The organism is Paenibacillus sp. FSL H8-0034, from assembly GCF_038000305.1.
Classification (GTDB): Bacteria; Bacillota; Bacilli; order Paenibacillales; family NBRC-103111; genus Paenibacillus_S.
Window position 1 is genome coordinate 3,824,690 of sequence record NZ_JBBOBS010000001.1, and the last position, 18,750, is coordinate 3,843,439.

The window sequence follows — 18,750 nt, forward strand, 5'->3', positions numbered from 1 at the left end:
AAGGAGAATGATAATCAATCTCATTATCGTTGTCAATCGTTTTGTGGCAATTTGTTCCAAATTTATATTAGTGGACATGGATTGACAAGGCAGAGCGTAGTAAGCTATCATCAAATTTGTATTATTTTTCCACTGGTATCATATTGTGAACATATGAGTACATAAGGGGGCTGATGCCATAAATTCAAAAACTGGTAAACCGATTTTTGGTTATTTTTTTATGTTTACATTGATAATGATTATCGGTATCATTGAATTGAATCTATAGCCATCTACAGCCAAAAGTGAGTATTTATTAAGTTTTATTATCGAGAAGGAGATTAGATTGTGAAAACAAGTTGGCGATTGCAAATTGTATGCTTTACAGTTCTCAGTATGTTGATGTTGTTTAGTCTGCCTAAAGCGGAGGCTGCATTGGCGGATGGTACGTACACGTTAAATTACACAGTAACCAAAGCGGAGAATGATTCCGCATCGATGGCAAATGATTATTTCGAAAAGCCTGCAACTGTATTTGTGAAAAATGGCCAGATCGAAATGCAGCTTACTATCAATCACAGCAAATGGGTGACTCAGTTTAAGGTGCAGAACAATACGAGCTTTACAGATGCGAAAATCATTAGCAGTGACAGTGCTGAAGACAAGAGAGTCACCCGTTTTCAAGTTACCGATTTGTCCAAGCCGATTATTTCAAAAATTCATGTCACTGTTGAATCCATCGATTATGACCATGATTATACGATTCGTTTTTTGGTGGACGAAAAAAGCATTAAAAGTGTAGCAGCGGACAGTTCAGCAGCCCCCAAGGCGGAAGCTCCGGCCACTTCGGCCTCAACAGCATCTCCCCAAAGCAATCCTGCAGCAGCTGTGCCCAGCGCAAGCACTACCGCTCCATCCAAGGCAGTGACTCCGGCACCAAAGTCACCAGCGGTCGAGGCTTCAGCGAAGGAATCGTCCAATAAAAGTGCAGAAGCCGGCAACTCGACAGCCTCTCCGAGTAAAACTGCAAATCCGCAGACTGGAGATACGGCTCCGGTTGCTTTACTGACTGTAATGCTGTTATTGTCAGCCTTATATCTAGGTTATACAGTAAAAACAAGAAGATCCGGCAAGTAAATCAATAAAAAATTAATGATTGACATAATATTTTATTTATGTATAAAATTGGGATGTCGATGGACGCTGTACACGTTATCGACGAATTGAGTAAAAGAGGTGCCTGCTTATAACGCGGTAATCAAGTACCTCAGTCGCAGAAGTTTTTTTTTACATCATTGTTGATAATGATTATCATTATCTTTAAACTTACTTTTCTGTGGCATCCATAATTGCATTCAGGAAAGGGGGATCGAAGAGGGAAATTCATTTGAAAGCAAGAATAACAGTTGCCGTCGTTCATTTGTAGCAAATTACAAATTAAACCAAATTATCTAAGGGAGTGTTTACTAATGATGAGATCCATGAAAAAATCCGTTGTATCGATGCTAGCTCTGTTCGTACTGGTGTTTGCTCTGGCTGTTCCTGCTTTCGCTGCTGCTTCCAACTATCAATTTTTGGATTCATCATTAAATCCTTCGTCTCATGCTAATTCGTTCACTTCGGACGCAGTTATTACCGGATCATCAGTTAAAGTCTCCTATGACAGCTCTGTTGTTACTGGCTTAAAGGTAGATAGCGGTTCTGGTTATGTAACACTTACTCCTGATACATCAGTATCCGGTGTCATTTCTTTCACGTTTACTGTTGCTGATTTCACTGAGAATCTGCCTGTGAAGCTTGGAGTTAATGCTGGTCCTCATAGTGGAGATATTGACTTATTTATTCAATGGTTGTAAGACTAGTACGTTAGCTAATCAATAGCTGTAACCATGTAAGGGGTAAAGAATGGCTTGCAAGTATTGAAGCCGTTCTTTACTTATGATGTTATCCAGTTACACTAAGTTACGTTGAAATTTCGATCCATTTTGAAAATTGTATTTTTTCTCGTTTATGCCGGTAAGAGCAAGAGATATGTAGAACGACTTAAGGGGAGTAATTGAATTGACTAAACTATTTAAGAAAACAATGGCGATGCTGATTGCCTTCGTATTATTGCTGTCTACAATACATATAGGACCCGTTTCGGTGGCGAAAGCTGCGACTACAGTTGCTGATGGTGAATACCCGATTTCCTACCGATACGTCAAGAACGGTACGTCGGAAACCTCGGCAGCTAACTACTTTATGATCAAGGACACAGGCAAATTGATTGTGAGTAATGGCAAGGCGAAGCTAGAGCATGAGATTAAGAAGACGGACTACACCACTTTTGCGTACTTTGGTTCGCGTATTGCAGGTAAGGATAAGGCAGTTATCAAAGAAGAGACGGGTAAAGTACCCGTAGTTACCGGTATGGAAGGCTATCAACCCGTAACAACTAAGCAGGCCAGTGATGTTAACAACATCATTGTACAGGTCGATGTTGAGGATATCGGGAAAGTACAGGATATTTTAATGCATATCGATGACAAGGAAAATATTTTTAATCTGAACCCCACGTATAACTATTGGTATAACGTGGGATTGGAATTGGATATCAGCAAACTGGAGACGACATCTACCGGAGACGTTGTTGACAAGGAAAGCTTGAAGCAATTGATTATACAAGCCCAATCGCTTTTTGATGTCGCAGTTACGAAATTGTTTGGATCAACGGAAGGGGGAGCAGGGAACGTTGTATCCGACAACGAATACGAAAAATCATTTTTGGCTACTACTCTTAATGGAGCTAATACTTTACTTTATCGCAATATTATAGACTCTACAAATGTTGTAAATGATATCAGTGCTACCACCAAAAATGTAACCGATGCATATGATGCCCTAAAATTAGCTATTGATAGAGTAAATAATTCGCAATACAAGGCTGTAACAGCGGGTATAATCGTTCTCGACTCGCTCAGTGCAACAGCTACTCGTTCAGTTTATTCCAATGAATTTAAGCAAACAGTAACCATGATGGAAATGGTGGGAAATAAGGCTGTTCAGACATCTCCTTATTTTAAAAGCTATTCTAACATTACTTTTGTAAATCCTGCGAATGAACCATCTGCAAAAATACCAACGCCTCTCGATGCAGGGTTGTTCGGCACTGCATTAAGCAATATTTATACTGTAAATTTAGTAAATAAAAGTTCTGATCCACAAAATAGAACTTATCAAGTCTATTCTAGAAGTGGTGCTGCCAATGATACACTATGGCAAGGCTTTACCTGGTTGAACTACACCGTTAACAGCGTTACTAAAAATGTCTATATCAGTTACAATGCCGACTTGCTTACATCTCTAAATGCTTCTATCACAGCTGCTAAGCAGTTAAGCAACTCAGCAGTGATAGGCACTGCAATGGGGCAATATCCGGCTAGTGCCAAAACCAAGCTGCAGCAGGCCATCGGGATTGCTGAACTCGTCGGAAACAACCTAGCAGCTCAAAGACCGCAAATCTTAAAAGCTACATCAGATCTGCAAACAGCAGTCGATGCGTTCAAGACCAGCGCTGTGCATACAATTTATTTCTCAGCCGTTCATGCAACCAATAACGCCTTTTCGACTGTAGGGAGCTATTTTATGAACCCGGCCACCTTAACAACCGAGGAAGACGGCTCTGTCTATGCCATCGTAACGATTAAGGACAGTAAGACGGTACCGGAATTCAAGATTAAGCAAAACGATGAATTCGTGGAAACGACTCTTGTGAGTGCGGACGCAGCGAATAATACGAGGATAGTCAAATTCAAGGCAGATAATTTGTCCGCGCTTCTGGACGCTAAGGTGCGTGCAGTAGTACCAGCACAAAATTATGATCAAACCCATAGTATTCGTTTGAACTTTAACAATGTGGATAATAGTGCGCTATCGCAAGCTGTAACAGAAGCTTCCACCTTTAATAGAACAGCGTTAGCAGGTACAGAGCCTGGTAAGTATCCGGCAGTTGCTAAAGCTGCTATACAAACAGCCATTGATGCTGCAAGTGCTGAAGCTTCCAACATTTCGGGTACACAAGCGCAGACGGCAACAGCATTGCTCGCTTTGCAGCAAGCTTTGGCTAAATTCAAATTGTCGGTTGTCGCTACACCTGCAGAATTAGCAGATGGTGACTATCCGATTAACTTTACGATTTACAAAAAAGGCACCAATGAAAACTCTGTGATGTACGACTATGTAGATAAAACCAGCGGGAAATTAACCGTTGCCGGTGATAAAAGGTATGTTTCATTTGTTTTAAAGCAAAGTGAAGAAATCAAATCGTTTAAGACCGAGAATGCTGGCGTTTTGGCGGAAACGGAAATCGTGAGTATTGATCCTGTTAACAACACACGTTTGATTAAATTCGAAGTCAATAAAGACTTGACTAAGAGATTAAACGGCTGGGTTAAAATTTATTGGCAAGTAAATCCAACCTTTTTGTATGACAATGAGTACGATGTCGAGATTGGGTTTAGCGATGCACCAGCAGCAAGCGCGCTGAATTCTCTGATTGCCAGCGTTCAGGAAGCACATGACGCAGCCATTGAGGGAAGTGCGGGTGGTCAATATCCGGCAGGCTCCAAAAGTGCGCTGCTGGCAGCGATTCAACAAGCCAAGGCTGTAGCGGCCAATTTGACGGCAACACAGCAGCAGCTGAATGATGCCAAAACTGCGCTGCAAAGTGCATTCGACCAGTTCCAAGCGTTGGTCATTAACGTATCGGGAACTTTGCCGGATGGGGATTACCAGTTGAGCTATAAGATTTATAAAAAAGGGACCGATGAGGCTTCCGTTATGTACGACTATGTAGACAAGAACAGCGGTAAGCTGACGGTTCAAGGCGGTAAAGCAATCGCGTCGTTCGAACTGAAGCAAAGCGCTGAAATAATCAGCTTCAAAACGAAACAGAATGGAGCACTGACTGAAGCGGCAGTGGTGAGTAGTGATGCAACGAAAAATACAAGAGTTGTACAATTCGAAGTGGCTGATTTGACCAAACGGTTGGACGGATGGGTCAAAATCTACTGGCAGGTAACACCGACCTTCCTCTATGACCATGAATACGATGTAGAAATCGGGATCACGGGCATTACAATCGATTTGACGAAACCAGTTAAGGATGGTCAATACAGCTTCGGATTCTCTGCTACCTCAGATAATCCTGGGGCAGCCCCGATAGGCAATTATGTGGAAAATGCGGGCAGCCTGAAAGTACAGAATGGTAAGAAAACAGCAACCTTTACATTAAAAAGCGGTGTAACCGCCAAAAAAATTACACAATACAACGCGGATGGAACCTTTAAGAAAGAGATTACACCGCAATATGCAGCCAAACAGTCAGGTATAGTGAAAGTGTTGGCGAATGAGGCAACGACTAGCCTACAGCTGGAAGTTGATGATTTGACTGCTATATATGCTCTCACACTGGCGGCTGCGGATGGGACGGAAACAACCTATAAGCTGCAGTTCAGCAGTGTTTCTCCAGTAAGCGCGATTACACCGGATCCGGTTAATCCAGGTACCGGTACTGGCGGTACTGGCGGTACAGGAGGAACGGGCAGCACAGGCGGTGGCGGCGGTGGCGGTGGTATTACCCAGCCGAACACGATCGTCGACGGTAAATATACGGTAAACTACAAGATTTTAAAATATGAAACCGATCAACGTTCAGTGATGCAGGATTACGTAATCACTCCAGGGCTATTGACCGTTCAGGATGGCAAGCAATATTTTTCATTCACGCTCAAACAGAGCAAGGAGATTACTTCGTTTAAGACGGATAGCGGTGGTTCATTGATTGATGCTACTGTGATCAGCAGGGATGATGTCAACAATACCCGGGTTGTACAGTTCGAAGTGAAGGACTTGTCATCGAAGCTCAAAGGTTGGGTGAAAATTGACTGGGCGGAAATGAGCTATTTTCACGAGTATGATGTAGATATTGCTTTTGATAAATCAAGCATGACGAAGGTTAGTGCAGATACAGTGCTTGGTGGCGGAGCAGGTGCGGCTGTCGCATCACTGAAAGATGGAGAATATGATCTGGATTACAAAATGCTGCAGTACAAAAACAGCCTTGAATCCAAGTACAGCGATGTAGTAGCATATCCTGCCAAGCTCGTTGTTAAGGGCGACAAGAAAAGCATTAATCTGACGATAACCAAGCATAAGCTGGTGGACGATTTCAAGGTAGAGGAAGAGCAAGCTGTTGCTAACAAATCCGGTACCGAAACAACGATGCAAAAAGTACTGCAAGCGGCAGTGGTTTTAAGTAAGGACGAATCCGCGGACACACGCGTCGTCAGCTTTGAACCAAAAGATTTGACTGCACCTATCCATGCTCAGCTTAGTCTCATTGTGCCTTATACAGAGGAAGAGCTGCAGAAGCACCAGGACAAAGTCGATGAGGCTCAAAAGTTCGAAGATGGCTATATGCCGATATTAGAGAAAAAGGTTGAACTGGAAGATATCGATCTTGTGTTCGATATCGAGGCACTTGGCAACAAGGTAAGTGCACAGCCGGATCAAGCTGTTACTGACCCGAACGGTGGTACACTGCCAGCTTCCGGTTCCAGCTTTGGTGATCTTGAGAATCATTGGGCCAAGGCGTCCGTAGAGCGTGCCTTATCACTTGGCATCGTCAACGGTTACGAGGATGGAAGCTTCCGTCCTAACGGTGAGATCAGTCGCGCCGAGTTTACTGTCATGATTGGGCGTGCACTTAAGCTGGAGGGTATCGGTACAGAACTTAACTTTGCCGATAACAATAACATCCCAGTATGGGCGAAGCCTTACTTGGAACAAGCGGTAGCAGCTGGAATTATCAGCAGCTATGAGGACCGGACATTCCGTGCTGATCGGAAAATTACACGCTCAGAAATCGCGGTCATGGTTGCAAGGGCATTAAAGCTCCCGCTTGATACCCATGAAGTACCAACATTTGCAGATGTACTGCAAATTCCGGACTGGGCATCCGCCCCGGTTGCGGCTGCAGCCAAGAAAGGAATTATTAACGGCAGAGATAACAACATTTTCGCTCCGCAGGAACAAGCGACAAGAGCGGAAGCTGTTACACTGATTCTAGCGATGCTGGATCATGCCAAGTAAGTCGTACATGTTGGAAAGCGAATAGCAAGCAAACGGGGATGCCGGAAATCCGGTGTCCTCGTGAATTTTAAACTGTAGGCGGGTTGATGACCTTTCTACAGTGGCAAAGGAGACAAGAACTGGAATGCGTACAAGAATAAGCGCAGCATTAATCGCTCTTGTATTGACAATAACTGCAGGCTGTTCCACAAATGATGTTGTACAGGAGGCAGTGTCCCCTGATGCCAAGAGCTCATCAGCACCCTATCGCGTTATTGCGACAACCGTGGCGGCAACAGAAATGATGGATGCGCTCGGCATTGATCTGGTGGGCATACCCAAGAGCTACAAAAGCTTGCCGAAACGGTATGAAGGTGTAACACAGGTTGGCAATCCGATGAGTCCCAATATGGAGGTCGTCAAATCGCTTGATCCTACAGACGTGCTGTCGGTCACGACACTCGAGTATGATTTGGCGCCTGTGTTTAAAAATGCCGGTGTCGGGGCGAACTTTATGGATTTGACCAGCGTTGACAAAATGAATAGTGCAATTCAGGCGCTTGGAAATAAATATGATCGCAAGCCGCAAGCTGACGCGATAATAGCGAAGTTTAATGACAAGCTTGCTGCCATCAAGAAACAAACTGAGGGTAAGAAGCAGCCTTCCGTTCTCATATTGCTGGGTGTTCCAGGCAGCTACCTGGTTGCTACGGAAAATTCCTATATCGGGGATCTTGTCAAGCTTGCAGGAGGTAATAATATTGTTCAGGGTGAGAAGGTTGAGTATCTTGCTTCGAACACGGAATATTTGCAGAAGGCCAACCCCGATGTCATTTTACGTGCTGCTCACGGGCTGCCGGAGGAAGTGGTCATCATGTTTGACAAGGAATTTAAGAAAAATGATATTTGGAAGCATTTTTCAGCTGTACAGACGAACAGGGTGTACGATCTGCCCGAGGAATTATTTGGTACTACCGGTAATTTAGCTGCTGTCCAGGCTCTGGACGCCTTGATGCCGATGCTGTACCCATGAATATGAACGTATTCGATTTTGCCTATAAAGGAAGTTTGAAATGAACAAAGCATGGTTGAGTATGATTATCGTCATTATTTTACTTGTGGCAGCTGCCCTTATATCAGCAACTACCGGTAGTATCAAGGTAGGGAGCTTGGAGCTTATACAGGGCTTGTTCAGTGGAACAAATAAAAGTGTACAAATCATTAAAGATTTGCGGCTGCCACGAATTATTATTGCCATATTCGTAGGCGCAGCCCTTGCTGTATCCGGTGTGCTGCTGCAGTCAGTGATGCGAAGCCCCTTAGCCGATGCCGGTGTTATCGGGATTTCCTCCGGAGCGGGTGTTCTGTCGCTGCTGTTTGTAACTCTGTTCCCACAGTTCTTTTTTTGGCTGCCTTTGGCTGCCTTTATAGGAGGGGCTATCGCCTGTTTTCTTGTGTATTCCCTGTCCTGGAAATCGGGTTTAACCCCGATTCGAATCATTCTGGTCGGTATTGCGGTCAATGCAACCTTTACGGGCCTGGGACAGTCGTTCAATTACAGAGGCAGCTATGCCGTTACGAGCATTAATCAAGCGACCACTTCGGTATTTGCGATGAAAACATGGGGCGATGTGCAAATCATGGTCATCTATGGTTCAATCGGACTTGTGTTTGCGATGCTGCTCTATTCCTGGTGCAACCTGCTGTCGCTGCAGGACAAATCCGCCCAGAATCTTGGCCTTAATGTAACAAAAGCCCGTCTGCTGATTTCGATCGTAGCGGTGATGCTTGCAGCTGTCGCAACAGCCATTGGCGGTTTAATCGCCTTTGTAGGCTTGTTAATTCCACATATCGCCAGAATATTGGTAGGCTCTGACCATAAGCTGCTGATTCCTTTTTCGGCGCTGGCGGGTGCACTTCTTATTTTGTCAGCCGACACGCTTGGGCGTACCATTTTGGCACCTTCGGAGGTTCCAGCTTCTATAATTATGACGGTAATTGGTGGACCTTTTTTAATATTTTTACTGAGAAAGAGTGGGCAGACTCATGGACATTAAAGAGGTCACATTTTCTTATGACAAAAAAAACGATCATCTGAAATCCGTGAGCAGCAGCATCGAGATCGGGAAAATCACAACGATTATCGGCACGAATGGATGCGGCAAGTCGACGCTTCTTGGCATCATGTCCAACAACCATAAGCCCCGCAGCGGGAATGTGATTTTGGATGGCAAGTTCATTAACACGTACAAACCCAAGGAGCTTGCCAGAAAACTTGCGGTCGTACATCAACACAACGATGCTCCATCGGATTTAACCATTGAGAAGCTTGTCGGTTTTGGACGCCTGCCGCATAAAAGCATGTTTGCTCCCCATTCAGATGAGGATACAGAGGCAGTCTTGCAGGCGCTGACCCGCACAAACCTGTTAGCCAAGAAGAATTTGACCATTGATCAATTATCAGGTGGAGAAAGGCAGCGAGTTTGGATTGCGATGTCGCTTGCGCAGAGCACACCTTTTTTGTTTCTCGATGAGCCAACGACCTATATGGATATTTATTACCAATTTGAGGTTTTGAATTTAATTAAAAGTCTGAATGTAGATTATGGACTGACGATTGTCATGGTGCTGCATGATATTAACCAAGCAATCCGTTATAGTGACAGCATCATCGTGATGCAGGATGGACAAATTGTGGCGAAAGGTTCGCCAGCCGAGGTGATTTCCGTGGAAACGATCAAGCAAATCTACGGAGTCGATGTCATTGTCAGAGAGGACAAAGATGCCGGGTTGTATATGGTACCGCTGGGCATTTAAGAAGGTGGCGCTGGAAATATGTACAAATCGGTTTATGTCTTGATGAGAACCGTGAGTGTTCACAGGGTACTGACTGTGCTGAGTTTAGGCATGTTTGTTTTTTGCCTGTTCGCACTGGGTCGTATCTTTCTCGGTTATCAGCAGCAAGAAGAGCGGGCTGCACAGGCCAGACAAATTTACTACCAGCCAGTCGTTACAAACCACGAAACAATGGAGGATATTCGTATTGAAGCAGCCACGAAGGATCTGTCTGTTCCCGGGGTTCGTCCTGCTTTTCGTGGATTGCTTGCTGTGAATACGGATATCGTGGGTTGGTTAAACATAGCGGGTACATCGGTCGATGATCCGATCGTTCAGGCACAGGACAACGATTATTACCTGGATCGCAACTATAAAAAAGAAGCTTCCAGATCAGGCAGCATCTTTATGGATTATCGCAATACCATAATGGCAAATGACATGAACACCATATTGTATGGACATCGGATGAAAAACGGCTCGATGTTTGGGGCTCTGAAGGCATATGGAGACCGTGATTTTTTTGAGAATCATCGTATATTTCGTTACGATACGTTGTACAAAAGCTATGATGTCGAAATTTTTTCCTTCTATTATACGACGACCGATTTCAATTATATTGAAACAGCTTTTTCAGACGATGCCGATTACTTGTCATTTTTGCACAGCGTTCAGAACAAATCGATACACAAAACGGATATTGTATTGAACGAGCCGGAACCGATTCTTACTTTATCTACCTGTGATTATACACTGGATGATGTCGAGGGTCGGCTAGTCATTCATGGTGTGCTGAGAGAACGAACCATTCATTAGTTTTGAGGAGTGTTAACGATGAGTCATTCAATTAAAAAGGTTATGTGTGGGATGTGTTTGGCATCGCTGTTGGCGATGGCACTACCTGTTGCGGGCTTGCCCGATTCGATTTCGTACGATAAAGCATTTGCTGCTGAGGTCGGTACGGGTGCAAGTGCAAGCGTGATAAAAGACGGCAGCTATACGATCTCTTATATGATTAAGAAATTTGGTACGGAACAGGCATCAGTGATGCAGGATTATGTGATAACACCAGGAACCTTAACAGTCGCTGGCGGTAAATATTACATGACGGTGACGTTGAAGCAGGGAAAACAAATCACCGCATTCAAAGTCGAGCATAACGGGACGCTGAAAGATGCCGAGATTGTTGGAACGAATGAAGCTAAGAATACAAGAGATGTGAGATTCGAGGTTACTGATTTTTCCAAAAAGCTGAAGGCATGGGTAAAAATCGATTGGGCAGAGGTCAACTATTTTCATGAATACGACATTGAGATTTCCATTGACAAAGACAGCGCCAAGCTGATTGAAGGGAGCTCCGGTCCTTCATCTAAAGCAGATACTCCTGCAGGCTCAGCTCCTGTTGAGCAGAAGCCAGTTGTTGATACCAACGTAAAAGCAAAGGATAGTGAGCAAGCTGTGACTAAACCAGCTTTAAGCGATATTAACGGCCATTGGGCTCAGACTGCGATCGAACAGGCGGTTGCCCAGGGGATTGTGAGCGGCTATGAGGATGGATCATTCCATCCTGATGGGGAGATCAGCCGAGCCGAGTTTGCGGTGCTGCTCGGCCGTGCTCTCAAGCTGGAAGGGAAAAAAGCGGAGCTGGCTTTCTCGGATCGCACCCAAATTCCAGAGTGGTCCCGTTCTTATCTGGAGCAGGCTGTTGGGGCGGGCATTATCGGCAGCTATGAGGATAATACGTTTCGACCTAACCGTAATATTGTTCGCTCGGAGATTGCTGTTATGATCGTTCGTGCGCTCGGATTGCAGCGTGATACCAGCCAGAAGCTGAGTTTCGCCGATGAAGGAGATATTCCACAATGGGCATATGCCGAAGTGGCAGCCGCGTCCAGCAAAGGAATTATTAGCGGACGGGGCAATAATCTGTATGCACCCAACGCAGGAGCAACCCGTGCAGAAGCTGTTACACTCTTGTTAGCACTCAGCAAGCTAAAATAAATCCCCTTAAGTATCCAACATCTGTTCAGCAGGTACTAAAAAAGCCATGATTTCTACATATTGTAGAAAAACATGGCTTTTGTTCGGGTTGATTTAATTTTCGTGTTTTTCGATCCGATTAATGGAAAGCAGTGAGTTGGTATCTGACATAAAATTGTAAAATTCTTCTTCTGTTTCAAAAAGATACGTTTGATCTTCTGTCACAACAGTGAATAATGCATCTTCATTTAGCATTGTTCTCACACCTCCCTTGCCATAACTATATGACGATTTGTCGTGGTTGATGTCCTGATTATATTATTTAATCTATATTCAGAACATTCAAACAATTATTTTCACTGTCGATGCTGGGAACATTTTCAAATCTAGATTGCATCCGCTCTAGTAAATCTTATATACTAGTGTAAGTTGAAAGGGTCTTTCATGATTTCAGGAGGTATGTGCATGATTCACGTTGACGAGAGAAGAAGGAAACAGCTTGCCTATACGGGTATCACAGAGAACGACTTGACTTTTTTGAAAAGTCAAAATGAACATTTTCAGGCAATTGTCGAAATTGTCGTCGATAAGCTGTATGATCAAGTGAATCAACAACCGGAGCTAGTTAAAATAATTAATGCCAACAGTACGATTGAGCGTCTCAAGCAAACGCAGAGATGGTACTTTTTATCGATGGTGGACGGGGTTATTGATACAGAATTCATTGAGAAAAGAATACATATTGGTAAGATTCACTCCCGTATTGGATTAACGACCGACTGGTATTTGGGCACTTATATGCTTTATCTCGATATTGCTGTGAGTAATTTTAAAATCGTCGCTCCTAACAATTGGATGCAGATCATATTGTCCCTCTCCAAGATGTTTAACTTTGATTCCCAGCTCGTCCTGGAAGCTTATGAAGCTGATGAAAAGCAGAAAATACAAGAATTATCCAACGATAGGCAAGCAACAATTGTTAAGGTGAATAAGGCAGTCCAGGAGCTTGCAACGATGATCGTAGAGCTGAGCGAAAGCAGCTTGTCCGTATCGAACTCGGCTAATTTGAGTGCAGAGATTCAAGATCATGCATTGAATAAGGTTGAGCAGCTTCAGGTTAAAATTGGCGAAATTCATTCGGTAGGCAACTTGCTTCAGGAGGTTTCCGATCAGACTCATTTGCTCGGGCTTAACGCCGCTATCGAGGCAGCTCATGCCGGGGACCATGGAAAAGGGTTTGGCGTAGTGGCCAATGAGATTCGCAAGCTTGCAGCACATTCCAAGGACTCGCTGGATTTGATTAAAGGGACCTTGGAGGATATATCCACAGTGTTAAATGAAGTGATGCACGATACCCAGCAAACGTCGGCTCAGGCGCGCGATCAGGCGGCGGTATCCGAGGAATTAAACTCGTTTGTCAATATGATCGAAGCGGTCACACTTGAGCTGGAGAATGGGATATAATGAAACAAGCCAACCTTCACAGGCTGGCTTTTTTTTAGAGATAAGGATTATTGGTTTTCAGCGAAGCTAAACTATTTTTATCTCGCAAGGAAAGCTACATTATACAAGAATGTATCATTATGACTTCGAGAAGATTTCAATAATAAGCTTTTGTTATATTATACAAGCGAGGAGGGTAACTATGGATAAGCTTCCGATGAAGTCACAAGGTACGGAACAAATAAATACGAATGCCATCGCACAACTGTTTCCGAATGTCATGACTGAAGTCAAGGGTGAAGATGGCAGGCTTAGACGTGTGATAGATTTTGATCTGTTAAAACAGGAGCTGTCCCCCCACATTGTTGAAGGCGACAAAGAGCGTTATCAGCTAACCTGGCCTGGTAAGAAAGAGGCAATTTTTCAGGCCAATCAACCGGTTGAGAAAACACTTCGTCCGATTCAAGCGGATAGTTCAAATTGGAACAATACCCATAATATGTATATCGAGGGTGACAATCTGGATGTATTGAAGCTCCTGCAGGAATCGTATTTGAACAAAATCAAGTGCATATATATAGATCCTCCTTATAATACAGGAAACGATTTTATTTATAGAGATGATTACAGCCAGACTGTCGAGCAGTATGCCGAGGCATCTGGTCAAGTTAATGATGAAGGGCTTCGGTATTTTCACAATACAGAATCTAACGGAAGATTCCATAGCGACTGGCTTACGATGATTTATCCAAGATTAAAGCTTGCCAGAAATTTGTTAAATGAGCAGGGTGTAATCTTTATATCGGTAGATGATCATGAAGTGGACAATTTGAAAAAGGTGTGCGATGAACTATTCGGTGAAATGAATTTTATTGAACAGCTTGTATGGAAACGTCGAGCGACACCTCCCAATGATCGGATTATCGGTAGAAATCATGAATATATCGTCGTGTATGCCAAAAATGCGAGTCAGGTGCAATTATACCTGCAGCCTCGTTCCGAGGAACTGAATGCCAGATATCGCAATCCGGACCATGATCCCAGGGGGCGGTGGGTCGCTTCGGATTTAAGTGCGAACGGCAAGGGCGGAAGACTTGTAGAAAGCTGTATATATCCCATTCTCCATCCGCAGACCGGAGAGGGCTTTATGCCACCGGCTAACAAGTGCTGGCTGTATAATAAAGAAAAAATGGATGAGCTGCTGGCTGACGGGAGAATTGGTTTTAGAGAAAATTCAGGTGCGCCTTATTTGAAAAGATATTTGTCGGAGGTTAGAGACGGAGTAACGCTGCCTACCATTATTGAAAATGGAGGATTCTCATTCGATTCGGCCAAAGAATTGAAGGCACTTTTTGACAAAGACACGTTCGAGTTTCCCAAGCCTACCTCTTTGCTAAAAATTTTGTTGAAAACGGGAACGATCGATAACGATATCGTACTTGATTTTTTCTCGGGTTCGGCCTCAACAGCGGATGCGGTCATGCAGCTGAATGCAGAGGATGGGGGAAATCGCAAATATATTTTGGTGCAGCTCCCGGAACCTTGTGCGGAGCGCAGCGAGGCTCGGCGTGCTGGCTATGAGACGATATGTGACATTGGGAAAGAACGAATACGTAGAGCTGCCCGTAAAATTAAAGTGGAAACCGCTGCTGAAATCGATTATGGATTTCGTGTATATCGGATCGATTCTTCCAATATGAAAGAGGTTTATTACGTACCGGAGCAGTTGGAACAGCAGTTTGTGCTTGAGCTGGAATCCAATATCAAGGAAGATCGTTCAAACGAGGATTTGCTGATTCAGGTGATGCTTGAATTGGGACTGGAGCTGTCTTTGCCAATAGTAATCAAGGAGATCGAGGGTAGGCAGGTGTATGTGGTCGCTGGAAATTCGCTCGTCTGCTGTTTTGAGGAACGGATTACACGGAACGTGATGAAGGAAATTGCAAAAGAGAAGCCAATTCGGGCCGTATTTCGCGACAGCTCGTTTGCAAGTGATGCCGATCGCATTCATGTCGAGGAAATGTTCAAATCTCTATCCGCGGGCACCGAGATTAAAGTCATATAGGCAGGTGAGTGAAGCGTGAAGCTTAAGTTCAAACATCAGCAATTCCAGACGGATGCTGTACAGTGTGTGGTAGACTGTTTTGATGGACAGCCGAGCGTTGTGTCCCGATTTACCTTGGATCCGGGAAAACAGCCTGCGATCGAGCAGATGATGTGGGAGACCCAAGCTACCCCGCATACAGGAATTAAAAATAATCAGATCGAGCTGATGCCTCCGCAGGTTCTGGCCAATATCCAAAAAGTGCAGATTCATCGTGGTCTCAAGCCCTCAGGTAAGCTTGAAGGTCAATACAATCTGACGATTGAGATGGAGACGGGTACAGGTAAAACGTATACCTACATCAAATCGATGTTTGAGCTTAATAAAAAGTATGGCTGGAGCAAGTTCATTATCGTCATTCCCTCGATAGCGATTCGCGAGGGTGTATTTAAAACATTCCAGCTTACGGAAGATCATTTTATGGCTGAGTACGGGAAAAAAGCCCGCTATTTTATATACAACTCCAGGCAGCTTCACCAAATCGAAAGCTTTGCGAGTGATCCCGGTATCAATGTGATGATTATTAATTCGCAAGCTTTCGCTGCAAGGGGGAAGGATGCGAGAAGAATTCATATGGAGCTCGACGAGTTCCAATCCAGGAGACCGATAGACGTTATAGCCTCAACCCATCCGATACTGATCATCGACGAGCCGCAATCAGTCGAAGGGGAAAAGACAAAGGAAGGGTTGAAGGAATTTAAGCCGCTGTTTACGGTGAGATATTCGGCAACGCATCGGAAGGATCAGGAATTTAACAAAATCTATCGTTTGGATGCGTTGGATGCTTATAACAGAAAGCTCGTCAAAAAAATCAACGTCAAAGGCATTTCTGTTAAAGGTATGGCTGGAACTGAAGCTTATTTGTATGTGGAAGGTCTGGATCTGAGTCACAAGCAGGCACCCGCTGTGAGGATAGAGTTGGAACAGAAAACCAAAACCGGCTCGAAGCGGGTAACTCGCAGGATGAAGGCTGGCGATGATCTTTACCGACTGTCCAACAACCTTGAAGTTTACAAAGGATACACCCTAACCGAGATCAACGGAGTCCGCAGCACAATTAGCTTTACGAACGGGATAACTCTGTCCGCAGGAGAGGTTCTGGGAGATATCGATGAATTGAGCTTCAGAAGAATCCAGATCCGTGAAACGATCAAATCCCATTTTGAAAAGGAACGGGTGCTGTTTCATCAGGGAATTAAGGTGCTGTCTTTGTTTTTTATCGATGAGGTTGCCAAGTATCGTCAGTATGACTCGGATGGTAAGGAAGTCAGTGGCGCTTATATGCGCATTTTTGAAGAGGAATATGCTAACGTCATGAGTGATGAGGTTAAACATACCGAACAGCAGCTATATATCCAATATCTTGACAGCATTCAGGTGCAGCAGACGCATAAAGGCTACTTTTCGATTGATAAAAAAAGCAGCAGGTTCGTCGATTCCAAGGTAGCGGCTAGAGAAACCGATTCGGATGATGCTGATGCCTATGACCTCATTATGAAGGATAAGGAAAGGCTTCTCAGTTTCAAGGAACCGACCCGGTTTATTTTTTCTCACTCGGCGCTCAAGGAAGGCTGGGATAATCCGAATGTGTTTCAAATATGCACATTAAAGCACAGTGATTCCATGATGAAAAAACGTCAGGAGGTTGGCCGGGGCTTGAGGCTGTGCGTCAACCAATATGGTGATCGTATAGATGCTTCGATGCCAGGGATCGATGTTCATGATATTAATGTATTGACAATTGTCGCCAGTGAATCGTACGATTCGTTTGCCCGGCAGCTCCAGAGTGAAATTGCTTCAATCCTGTCGGACAGGCCGCAGAAAGCAGATGTTACATTTTTCCTCGGTCATTTATTGATTAATGATCTTGGTGAAACCCTGCAAATTGATGAATCACTTGCCAAAAAGCTGAACAAATCATTCATCAGAAGTAACTACATCAATGATGACGACGAGCTTACCCATGATTATTATGAGGCTGCAGCGAATAATCATGTTGTGCTTCCGGAAGAGTTTCATGCCTACCGGCAAGCTGTTATGGATTGGGTGGCAACGATTTATTCAGATCTCCCGGCTGATTGGATCAACAATGATCGCACAAACAATATCAAACAATTGCAGCTGAGTCCTAATTTCTATACACCAGAGTTTCAGGAGCTATGGAATCGAATTCGATATAAGACCACGTATACGGTAAATTTTGATTCGGCAGAGCTTGTTCAGCAATGTGTGTATGAATTGGATACAAAGCTTACTGTTCCTGAGGCCTATTACCGGGTTGAGCATGGCGGACTAGGAGCGATTCGCACCAAAGAGCAGCTGCAGATAGGCGAGGGCTTTGAGCTTCACGAAACCTACACACAAACGGTTGAACCCCGCGCTGCGTCAAAGGTTAAATATGATCTGATCGGTAAGCTGGTTAACGAAACAAGGCTGACCCGGAAAACGATCGTTAACATGATAAGGGGTATCCAGCCTGAGACGTTTCTGTTGTTCAGAAAAAATCCAGAGGCGTTTATAATCCGGGCATCAAGGCTGATCAATGAACAAAAAGCGACAGCAATTATTAAACAAATTACGTACGATGTAGTAAATGAAACCTTTGATTCCGCTATCTTCACGATGAATCCAAAGAGCGGACAAGCTGGTCTCAATGCAATGTCAGTCAATCGTCACATTTATGATTATATCGTTACTGATTCGGAGATTGAAAAAAAGTTTGCCCAAGAGCTGGATGTCAGCAAGGAAGTATGCGTCTTTGCCAAGCTGCCTAAGGGTTTTTTCATACCAACGCCTGTTGGCGATTACAATCCGGATTGGGCGATCGTGTTTAACAAAGAGTTGTCGAAGGTGATGTACCTGGTAGCCGAGACCAAGGGTTCCATGAGCTCCATGGACATCAGAGGGACAGAGAATGCCAAGATCCAATGTGCCCGAAAACATTTTGAGAAGATTAATACCACGCACTTTAAGTATGAGGTTGTTGATCATTATGAGATGCTGCTGGAGCTCATTAGATAAGAAAAGCTTATAAAATAACGACAGCTTAAACAACAAAAATTGAATACTATCATATAACTAACATCTCATCCACCTGTATCAGGACGTGAGATGTTTTTCTATGTGAGGAACACCGTGAGTTTATGTGAGCTTTGACTGAAAAAAGAGTGCCCTTATTTCAAAAAGTGTGTTACAATTTATGAAGTTCGTAACACGATACATATAAAGAACAACAAGGACAAGGAGTGTTTGATTTGAAACTGAAGACAAGTAAGTGGTTGGGGATGGTACTGCTT

12 protein-coding genes are annotated in these 18,750 nt (G+C 44.0%); 11 read left to right on the top strand and 1 reads right to left on the bottom strand.

What is annotated here, in order from left to right; all coding sequences use genetic code 11:
- Positions 1–327 precede the first annotated feature (327 nt).
- From isdC to NST47_RS17470, 8 genes are all read left to right on the top strand, one after another.
- On the top strand, positions 328–1,116 hold the full coding sequence (gene isdC / locus NST47_RS17435; protein ID WP_341156224.1) for a heme uptake protein IsdC: 789 nt from the start codon (positions 328–330) through the stop codon (positions 1,114–1,116).
- 344 nt (positions 1,117–1,460) lie between these two features.
- On the top strand, positions 1,461–1,835 hold the full coding sequence (locus NST47_RS17440; protein WP_341156225.1) for a hypothetical protein: 375 nt from the start codon (positions 1,461–1,463) through the stop codon (positions 1,833–1,835).
- Between the two features lie 205 nt (positions 1,836–2,040).
- Positions 2,041–7,113 (top strand): NEAT domain-containing protein, encoded by a 5,073-nt coding sequence (locus NST47_RS17445; RefSeq protein ID WP_341156226.1) that lies wholly within the window; start codon positions 2,041–2,043, stop codon positions 7,111–7,113.
- Between the two features lie 124 nt (positions 7,114–7,237).
- A complete protein-coding gene (gene isdE / locus NST47_RS17450; RefSeq protein WP_341156227.1) occupies positions 7,238–8,125 on the top strand; it encodes a heme ABC transporter substrate-binding protein IsdE in 888 nt (295 codons plus the stop codon).
- A 40-nt stretch (positions 8,126–8,165) separates the two neighbouring features.
- The gene (locus NST47_RS17455) at positions 8,166–9,149 is read left to right on the top strand and encodes a FecCD family ABC transporter permease (protein WP_341156228.1); all 984 of its coding nucleotides are present in this window, start codon (positions 8,166–8,168) and stop codon (positions 9,147–9,149) included.
- Positions 9,139–9,909, top strand: coding sequence for an ABC transporter ATP-binding protein (locus NST47_RS17460; RefSeq protein WP_341156229.1), 771 nt, complete (start codon positions 9,139–9,141; stop codon positions 9,907–9,909). Before NST47_RS17455 ends, NST47_RS17460 begins: the two co-directional genes overlap by 11 nt.
- A 42-nt stretch (positions 9,910–9,951) precedes the next feature.
- Positions 9,952–10,743 carry a class B sortase gene (gene srtB / locus NST47_RS17465; protein ID WP_341156230.1) on the top strand — a complete coding sequence of 264 codons (792 nt, stop codon included), beginning with the start codon at positions 9,952–9,954 and terminating at the stop codon, positions 10,741–10,743.
- An 18-nt stretch (positions 10,744–10,761) separates the two neighbouring features.
- Positions 10,762–11,928, top strand: coding sequence for an S-layer homology domain-containing protein (locus NST47_RS17470; protein ID WP_341156231.1), 1,167 nt, complete (start codon positions 10,762–10,764; stop codon positions 11,926–11,928).
- 93 nt (positions 11,929–12,021) lie between these two features.
- On the opposite strand, the gene NST47_RS17475 is transcribed toward NST47_RS17470, so the two are convergent.
- Positions 12,022–12,162: a hypothetical protein gene (locus tag NST47_RS17475; RefSeq protein ID WP_179097526.1), complete on the bottom strand. Its 141-nt coding sequence runs from the start codon at positions 12,160–12,162 to the stop codon at positions 12,022–12,024.
- Positions 12,163–12,372: 210 nt separating this feature from the next.
- Between NST47_RS17475 and NST47_RS17480 the strand changes: the two genes are divergently transcribed.
- The 3 genes from NST47_RS17480 to NST47_RS17490 all read left to right on the top strand — a co-directional run bounded on the left by NST47_RS17480 (position 12,373) and on the right by NST47_RS17490 (position 18,475).
- Entirely contained in the window at positions 12,373–13,371 is a 999-nt protein-coding gene (locus NST47_RS17480; RefSeq protein WP_341156232.1) for a globin-coupled sensor protein, read from the top strand.
- Between the two features lie 181 nt (positions 13,372–13,552).
- Positions 13,553–15,415 (top strand): site-specific DNA-methyltransferase, encoded by a 1,863-nt coding sequence (locus tag NST47_RS17485; RefSeq protein WP_341156233.1) that lies wholly within the window; start codon positions 13,553–13,555, stop codon positions 15,413–15,415.
- A 15-nt stretch (positions 15,416–15,430) separates the two neighbouring features.
- Positions 15,431–18,475 (top strand): type III restriction-modification system endonuclease, encoded by a 3,045-nt coding sequence (locus NST47_RS17490; protein ID WP_341156234.1) that lies wholly within the window; start codon positions 15,431–15,433, stop codon positions 18,473–18,475.
- Positions 18,476–18,750: the final 275 nt, after the last annotated feature.

Excerpts from the sequence above, each read along its gene's own strand:
- NST47_RS17440 (WP_341156225.1), top strand. The coding sequence starts at position 1,461 with ATGAAAAAATCCGTTGTATCGATGCTAGCTCTGTTCGTACTGGTGTTT.
- isdE (WP_341156227.1), top strand. The coding sequence starts at position 7,238 with ATGCGTACAAGAATAAGCGCAGCATTAATCGCTCTTGTATTGACAATA.
- NST47_RS17455 (WP_341156228.1), top strand. The coding sequence starts at position 8,166 with ATGAACAAAGCATGGTTGAGTATGATTATCGTCATTATTTTACTTGTG.
- NST47_RS17460 (WP_341156229.1), top strand. The coding sequence starts at position 9,139 with ATGGACATTAAAGAGGTCACATTTTCTTATGACAAAAAAAACGATCAT.
- srtB (WP_341156230.1), top strand. The coding sequence starts at position 9,952 with ATGAGAACCGTGAGTGTTCACAGGGTACTGACTGTGCTGAGTTTAGGC.
- NST47_RS17470 (WP_341156231.1), top strand. The coding sequence starts at position 10,762 with ATGAGTCATTCAATTAAAAAGGTTATGTGTGGGATGTGTTTGGCATCG.
- NST47_RS17475 (WP_179097526.1), bottom strand. The coding sequence starts at position 12,162 with ATGCTAAATGAAGATGCATTATTCACTGTTGTGACAGAAGATCAAACG.
- NST47_RS17480 (WP_341156232.1), top strand. The coding sequence starts at position 12,373 with ATGATTCACGTTGACGAGAGAAGAAGGAAACAGCTTGCCTATACGGGT.
- NST47_RS17485 (WP_341156233.1), top strand. The coding sequence starts at position 13,553 with ATGGATAAGCTTCCGATGAAGTCACAAGGTACGGAACAAATAAATACG.